This window comes from Stenotrophomonas sp. 278, assembly GCF_003935715.1.
Taxonomy (GTDB): domain Bacteria; phylum Pseudomonadota; class Gammaproteobacteria; order Xanthomonadales; family Xanthomonadaceae; genus Stenotrophomonas; species Stenotrophomonas maltophilia_AH.
In genome coordinates this window covers 1-7916 of record NZ_RHPP01000165.1, presented here as the reverse complement: position 1 = coordinate 7916, position 7916 = coordinate 1, and the positions used below count along the sequence as shown (strand labels likewise).

The 7916-nt window shown below is 68.8% G+C and carries 5 protein-coding genes; 2 read left to right on the top strand and 3 right to left on the bottom strand.

Going from position 1 to position 7916, the window contains the following annotated elements; translation table 11 throughout:
* Together EGJ34_RS19120 and EGJ34_RS19115 are read right to left on the bottom strand one after the other, a co-directional pair.
* The coding region (locus EGJ34_RS19120) for a hypothetical protein (RefSeq protein ID WP_148100524.1) at positions 1 to 832 on the bottom strand (832 nt) is incomplete at its 3' end.
* Between the two features lie 109 nt (positions 833 to 941).
* Positions 942 to 4382 (bottom strand): PAS domain-containing hybrid sensor histidine kinase/response regulator, encoded by a 3441-nt coding sequence (locus tag EGJ34_RS19115; protein ID WP_125362040.1) that lies wholly within the window; start codon positions 4380 to 4382, stop codon positions 942 to 944.
* Positions 4383 to 4501: 119 nt separating this feature from the next.
* On the opposite strand from EGJ34_RS19115, the gene EGJ34_RS19110 reads away from it, so the two are divergent.
* Positions 4502 to 5098, top strand: a complete 597-nt coding sequence (locus EGJ34_RS19110; protein ID WP_125362039.1) for a hypothetical protein — start codon at positions 4502 to 4504, stop codon at positions 5096 to 5098.
* On the opposite strand, the gene EGJ34_RS19105 is transcribed toward EGJ34_RS19110, so the two are convergent.
* Entirely contained in the window at positions 4995 to 6341 is a 1347-nt protein-coding gene (locus EGJ34_RS19105) for an ATP-binding protein (RefSeq protein ID WP_185750252.1), read from the bottom strand. The two genes, EGJ34_RS19110 and EGJ34_RS19105, sit on opposite strands and share 104 nt — an antisense overlap.
* Positions 6342 to 6428: 87 nt before the next feature.
* Between EGJ34_RS19105 and EGJ34_RS19100 the strand changes: the two genes are divergently transcribed.
* On the top strand, positions 6429 to 7916 hold a 1488-nt coding region (locus EGJ34_RS19100), incomplete at its 3' end, for a GGDEF domain-containing protein (protein ID WP_125362037.1).

Genomic DNA, 7916 nt, shown 5'->3' with positions numbered 1-7916 from the left:
GCAATGGCCCGCGCCGCAGCAGCGGCGCGGCGCAGGGCGGTGCGGATTGGCCCCCTCGAACTGCCAGCGGCCGTCCACGCTGCAGGGAGTCCACCCGCGGGCGGCGGCGGCGGGTGACGTCCACGAAGGGTCCGGTGGCAAGCGCTTCGGTGGGGTGGCCAGCCGCAGGTTCTGCAGGCAGTACGCGCCACTCTCCGTCGCGCACCTCGGTCGTGAACGCCTGCGCATCGGCCAACCGCTCGTTGGCCAGGTCCACGCGCAGGTACGGGCAGCGCATCTGTCGCAGCACGGTTCCGGCGCTGATACCGTCCTGGTTCAACGCATGGGCGATGGCGTCCTGGTCATGTGCATGGGCGGCAACCAGATAGCAGGCGCGCGCGTTGCGTCTGCTGATCAGGACAATGCCACGGTCGGCGCAATGGGTGAGGTAGAAATGCCGGATCACCTCGCCGATCAGGCGGTTGGGCGTCATCTGGCGAAGCTCGCAGAACGCTTTGAACCGATCGGTCATGCGCGCGAAGTCGTCTTCCAGCTTTTCAGCAAGGCGCTGCAGGGCTGCCGCGTTGTCGGCGGTGGTTCCTGCCCTGCACAGCAGCGCGTGCACGGCCGGGTAGTCAGCGAACGCACGAACGTGCGCGTGGTAGGCGCGGATACGCGCCTGCTGTTCGTCCATGCCCTGCTGCACGCTGGCCCAGCCCACCCCGAGCAGGCTGCCGAGGGTCAACCCCGGCAGCGCGTTCGACACCCCCTGCAACGCCGCTGCCACGCCACCTCCTACGGCCGCGCCGATCACCGCCGCGGTCGGCAGCGCCCAGACAGACTGCAGGGGCATGTTGAGGACCGAACGATGCGGAATGGCGGGCACATGGACTCCCTGGCGACGCGGTGCGGCCGCGCAGCATAGACGGGGTTCACGCATATTGGACCGGGACGACTCCGAATCAGCCGGACAGACGCGAGTGCGCGGTAAGGAAAGCGCGCAGCGATGCCGGTTTGATCGGTTTGGTCAGCAACCGGTAACCCCGCTCACGTGCCATCCGTTTGAGCTCATCGCGGCCGTCGGCGGTCAACAGCGCCCCCGGAATGTCGCGGCCTGCCTTCTCGCGGAGGGCAACCAGCGCATCCAGCCCATCCAGGCGGTCGTGCAGGTGGTAGTCGACCAGCATCACGTCCGGCTGCGCCTGCACTTCGTCCAGCGCCTGGTCGACGGTGCTGGCCGTGATCACCTGCACCTGCCAGCGGCCCAGCAATGCGCGCATGCCGTCCAGGATCTCCTGGTCGTTGTCCACGCACAGCACGCGCATGCCCGCCAGCGAATCGGTACGTACCGGGCGCTCCGCCGACACCGGGGCCGGCGCAGGCAGCTGCGGGGTCGGCGCACGCGGCAGCAGGATCGAGAACATGCTGCCACGGCCGACGCGGCTGCGTGCATTGAGCTGGTGATCGAGCAGCCGCGATATGCGCTGGCAGATCGACAGACCCAGGCCCAACCCCTGTTCGCCCCAGTCAAAGGGCTGCTGATAGCGATGGAACTCGTCGAAGATCTGCTGCATGTGATGCTCGGGAATGCCCGGCCCGGTGTCCCAGACCTGCAGCTCGATGCTGTCTCCCCGATGCCGCACGGCCATCACGATGCGACCCTGGCGGGTGTAGCGCAGGGCGTTGGCGAGAAAGTTCTGCAGCACCCGGCGTAACAGACGGCGGTCGCTGCGCACCCACGCCGGGCGTGCGAACAGGTCCAGGCGCAGGCCGCGACCGGCGGCGACGGGCGAGTACTGCGCCGCCAGTTCGCGCATCAGCAGGCTGACGTCAAACTCGCCGACCACCGGGTGCAGGCCGCCAGCCTCCAGGCGGGAGACGTCCAGCAGTCCGTCCAGCAGTTCCTCTGCCGCACGCAGCGAAGCATCGACGCGCTCGGCCAGGTGACGCTGCTCCTCGTTGTTCTGATGACTGTCACGCAACGCCGAAGCAAACAGGCGCGCCGCATTGAGCGGCTGGAGCACGTCATGACTGATCGCTGCCAGGAAGCGGGTCTTGGACTGCTGCGCGACTTCCGCTTCATGCGAACGTTCGGCCACCCGCTGTTCCAGCGTTTCATTGGCTTCGAGCAGTGCCTTCTCGGCGTGCTTGTAGTCGGTGATGTCGTTGTAGCTGGTCACGTAGCCGCCGCCCGGCAGTGCCTGGCCGCGCATTTCAATGACTTTGCCGTCGCTGCGGGTGCGTTCGAAGATGTGCGGCGAGCCCGCCCGCATGTAGCCGATGCGGCGGTTGATCTGCAGTTCGATGTCACCCTCGCCGAGCTCGCCGCGCTCGGCGTTGTAACGGATCAGGTCGGCCACCGGCCGGCCGACGTAGAGCATGCCGTCGGGGTAGCCGAACATCTGCTGGTAGCGGCGGTTCCAGGCGGTGAGCCGCATCTCCGGGTCGACCACGCTGACCCCGGCGCTGATGTTCTCCAGCGTGGTGGACAGAATTTCGCGGTTGAAGCGCAGCTCCTGGCCGGCCTCGTCCAGAACGGCCACCACTTCGCCCAGGTCCATGCCGGAACCACGCAGCAGGCTGGTCAGCAGCAGCCGGGCCGACGCGGCACCAATCGAAGCTGCCAGCAGACGTTCGGTGAACTGCACCCAGGCGCGGTCGGCGGGTGCGGACGCCTGCAGGTCGCGCTCCATGGATTGCGCCTGCTCGAAGAAGGCACGTCGGGCATGGCGTTCGCCGACCACCCGCGAGGCCAGCGCCAGCAGATCAGCCACATGCACATGGCCCGGCCAGGCACCGGCCACCGAGGGGCGTTCGGCATAGGGATCAAGGAAGGGGGCGGCGCGCAGGCGTTCGTCCACCCCGGGCCGCCATCGCACCGAGCCCAGCACCATGACCGCCACGTTCACCAGCAGCGACCAGAACGTGCCATGGGTCAGCGGGTCCCAGCCGCTCATGCCGAACAGTCGCTGCGGCTGCAGCCATTCAATGCCCAGCGGCCCCGCGCTCAGCCAGACCGGGTCCATCCAGCCGGCGTGGGTCAGCGCCGGCAGCAGCAGGGTATAGATCCAGGTGCAGAAGCCCAGCACGATGCCGGCCTCCACGCCTCGGCGGCTGGCTCCGCGCCAGTAAAGGCCGCCGATCAGCCCGGGTGCGAACTGCGCCACCGCAGCGAATGCCATCAGGCCATAGGAGGCGAGCGTGCTGTCATTGCTGCTGCCGCGGTAGTAGCTGTAGGCGGCGAATGCCAGCGCCAGAATGGCCAGGCGGCGGATCCACAGTACCTTCGAGGCAACTTCGGCCGCTTCGCGGTGGTCGCCACTGCGACGCAGCAGCACGGGCATCACCAGATCGTTGCTGACCATGGTGGCCAGGGCGATGGAGGTGACGATGACCATGCCGGTGGCGGCCGAGAATCCGCCGACGTAGGCCACCAGCGCCAGCAGGCGGCGGCCCTCGGCCAGCGGCAGTGCCAGCACCATGCTGTCGTCGGCCACGGTGCCGCCACTCCCGAAGAGCGTCACGCCAGCGGTGGCGATGGGAATCACCATGGCCGAGATCACGATCAGATAGCCGCCGAACATCCAGCGCGCGCGGCGCACATCGCCGACGTCGGCGCACTCCACCACCGCCACGTGGAACTGCCGCGGCAGGCAGATGATCGCCAGGAATCCAAGCAGGGTCTGCGAGATGAAGCCGACCGGCGGCAGCCCGGTGAACAGCGTGTGCGCGCTGCGCATGACCGCCTCGCCGCGGTCGTTGAGCCACAGGTAGGCGAACAGGCCCACCGCGACCATGGCCAGCAGCTTGACCATCGACTCGAACGCGATGGCCAGCATCATCCCGTGGTGATGTTCGGTGGCATCGATCTGGCGGGTGCCGAACAACGTGGCGAACAGCGCCATCAACAGCGCCACGTACAGCGCCGGATCCCCGAAGTACCCGGTAGGGCCATGGTGCCCGGTCAGCACTTCCAGGCTCATCGCGACCGCTTTGTACTGCAGGGCCAGGTACGGCACGATGCCGATCAGCGCGATGCCGGCCACCAGTGCGGCCAGCCGCCGCGAGCGGCCGAAACGCGACGAGATGAAATCCGCGATGGAGACCACGTTCTGGCTGCGGGCGATCAGCGCCAGGCGCTCGATGATGCGCCAGCCAAACAGCAGCATCAGCAGCGGGCCCAGGTAGATGGGCAGGTACCCGATGCCGTTGCGCACCGCGGTCCCGACGGCACCGTAGAACGTCCATGACGAGCAGTACACCGCCAGGGCCAGGCTGTAGACCACCGGGCGCAGCCACGGGCGGTCGGGGTACATCGGCCGTCGGTCGCCCCACCAGGCCACACCGAACAGCAGGGCGGCGTAGGCCACCGAGACCAGCAGCAGGATCCAGCTTGAGACCAAGGGCCGTGTTCCGGGAGCAGACGTCGCCCCAGTGTAGTGGGTTATGTCGCAACTGGCTCTTGTCGGTGTCTGGCGCTTCTGTAACCGTGGGTGCCCACCCTCGCTGAAGGCCGTACGAGATGGATCCCGCCACTGCAGCAGACCCTTCCATCTGGATTCCGCTCACCGTGCCGCAGGGCCTCCCCGAGCCCGCGCCCGGCCAGCGACAGGCCGCGCGTCAGCTCAGCACGATCGACAATGCCACCTTGTACGTGGACGGCAATGTCACGCTGACCCGCACGCAGGTGTCCCGGCATCGGGACACGCGCGAGGACGAGCACGAGCGTCTTCGCCTCGAGGTATGGCGTGAACTGGGTTTGTTGAAGCCCTCCGGAACCTACCCGCGTCCGGAGCGCGGGCGCATCGCCACGCGGCTGGCCGACGAAGTCATGCAGCGCGTCCCGCCGGAAACGCGGGCACCGACGAAACTTCGGCTGATCCATCTTGAACCCACCGTCGGCCAGGTGTCCGGCCGCCTTGTGGACGGCGTCGCCTTCAAGGTCGCGGCCTGGTGGCCGGACGCGCCGCCTCGCCCGCGCAGCCAGCTGCTGGACGACCGGCCTGGGATCAGCGTCACGCCGGTGCCGGCCCGATCGACCGCGACGGCAGCCGCAGGTGCACCTGGGTGCCCTGCCCGGCCTGGCTGTGCACCTGCACCGAGCCGCCGGCCGCGCTGATCAGGCGTACCGTCACCGCCAAGCCCAGGCCGGTGCCCTGCCCGATCGGCTTGGTGGTGAAGAACGGCTCCAGGCAGCGCGCACGCACCTCTTCGCTCATGCCCACGCCGGTGTCTTCAACCCGCAGCAGCAACTGATCGCCCTCGGCGGGTTGCAGCGCCAGCGTGAAGCGGCCGCCTTCGGGCATCGCCTGCTGGGCATTGACGGCAAGGCTGAGCAGTATCGATTCCAGCTGCGCGGGGTCGAAATGGATCAGGCGCTGCACGCCGCCGGTGTCCACCTGCACATCCACGCCCCGGGGAAACATCTGCTCCAGCAGCGGGGTGAGGCCGTTGACGGTAGCGGCGGCGTCCAGCAACTGGGGCCGCGCAGCCTCCAGGCGGCTGAAGTCCATCAGCCGACGGCTGACCGCGCTGGCCCGGCGTACCGCCGCGTCCGCTCCGTTCAAGGCGGATTGCTGCGGTTCGCCCTGGCTGCGCCCCGCCTTGGCCACATACATCTGGATGAGCCCCAGCAGGTGATTGAAATCGTGCGCGATGCCACTGGCGAGGCGGCCCACGTTCTCCATCTTCATCGCGTGCACCAGCTGGTCGCGGGCGCGCTCGCGCTCCTGGATCTCCAGTTGCAGCTCGTCGCGCTTGCGCGCGAGCTCCTGACTGCGCTGCTGTGCCATCTGCAGGCTTTCACGCAGCCCGGTCACACTGTGGTGCAGCAGCCACGCGGTGAACAGCACGCCAAACAGGCCGACGCCGAGGTCGGTACCCACCAGCTGCAGGCGGTCACCTCGGAACATCGCGCCGGAGGCGTCCACCCAGGCACCCAGCAGCTGCAGGCCGCACAGCGCCGCCGCCGCCCAGCTCAAGGTGCGGTGCCCCAGCACGGCGGCGACCAGCAGCAGGGGCACGACCTGGCCCAGCTGCAGCCGCATCAGCGCTGCCAGCCCCCAGTAGCCGTAGGCCAGCATCAGCAGCGGCATCTGCGCCAGCACGAAGGTGTTGGCGGCGCGCACGCTGCGCCCGGCGTGGTGCTCGACCAGACACAGCGCGCAGACCAGCACCTGCAGGACCGCCATGGCCGGCACCATCTGGTCCAGCCCTGGCCCGGTGCGGTACGCCAGCCAGCCGGCGAAAACCACGTGATACAGGGCCACCAGCAGCAGCAACCCCCGCAGCAGCGTGTCGGTGCGGCGGCCCAGCCCGGTCGGGGCAGGCGCAGCAGGATCGTGGTACGGCGGTACAGGCATGCGGTTCAGCAAGTCCCCGCCGGAAGGGCCGGCGGCTGGGGATAACGCAGGTATAGTAGCCATCGACCCGGGGAAGTCGCTGTTTTCATGTTCATCAAGCCGTTCATCCGGCGCGTGCCACCCGCGCTGGTCTGTCTGTTGGCGCTCAGCGCCGCACCGGTGCACGCGCAGCGCGCGGGCGAAGGCACGCCCTTGGCCGCGCAGGTGGAGCAGTGCCAGGCCACCCTCAGCAGTGCGCCGCAGACCTCGCTGCAGCTCGCGCAGACGCTGTTGGCCCAGCCCGATCTGCCCACCTCGGTGGAGATCAGCGCAGTGGGCTGCCTGGGCTTCGCGCTGCGCCAGCAGGGCCAGCTGGACCAGACCGCTGACCTGCCCGCGCGCCTGCTGGCGGCCGCACAGCGCACCGACGCCAGCACCGATGACCGCATGCGCGCGCAGTCGCTGGCGGCGCACCTGCTGCTGTGGCAGGGCAAGCAGGCACAGGCGCTCACGCTGGTCGGCGAGTTCCTGGACGAAGCCGTGCAGCAGCGCGACGTGCAGGGCCAGATTGCATCATTGATGATGATTTCGATGATCCGCGGTGAGGCCATGGGCGACGCGGCGGGTGCGCTGACCTACCTGCGCAAGGCCACCGAGCTGACCGACCATCTGCGCCGGCCGCCTTCACCGGGCGATCTGGTCGTCTACTACAACTACGGCTATGCCTTGCTGCTGCTGCAGCGGTACGACGAAGCGGCGGTCGCCTTCAAACGCGCCGAAGCGGTCGGGGTGCGCCTGAGCGGGCAGGACCTGATGATGCAGCGCATGGCCAGCCACCGCGCCGAGATCGCGCGGGTCCGCGGTGAGCTCGAGGCCGCCGAAGCGGGACTGCGCGGGGCGCTGGCCTGGCAGGCTGCGCAGGACCCGCAGGGCCAGGTGGTCACCCTGCAGCGGCTGGCCCTGGTAAAGCTGGACCAGGACGATGTGCGCGCTGCCAAGCCGCTGGCCGAGCAGGCACTGGCGCTGGCCAAGCGCGGACACTTCGAGGAAGAGGTACGTCAGGGTCTGGAGCTGCTGGGCGACATCCATCTGCTGCTGGGCGAACGCGACAAGGCCGTGGCCCTCTCGCGCGAAGCGCGGCAGCTGGACCAGCGCCGGGCCCAGGACAAGGCACTGGCCCAGCTGGCGCAACTGCAGGCCACCGCCGAACGCAGCATCAATCCGACCCAGGTCAATGCCGTGCAGGACCTGGAACGGTTGCGGGTGATCCGCAACGCCGCCGTGGTGGCGCTGGCACTGGTGATGGGCGTCGCTCTGGTGATGGTGGTCCGTCTGCGCCGGCAGCGGCAGCAGCTGACCACCCTGATCAGTACCGACAGCCTGACCGGCCTGCCCAACCGGCGCGAGGCCGAGCGGCTGCTGGAGATCGAGATGCCGACCTTTGCCAGCACGCGTCGCACGGCACTGCTGCTGGTGGAAATCGACGACTTCAAGTCACTCAATGACCAGCATGGCCAGGCCGCCGGCGACACGCTCCTGCGTGCGGCCGCCGCCTGCCTGCGCGCCGCGTGCGACCGCCACGACGTGGTGGCACGC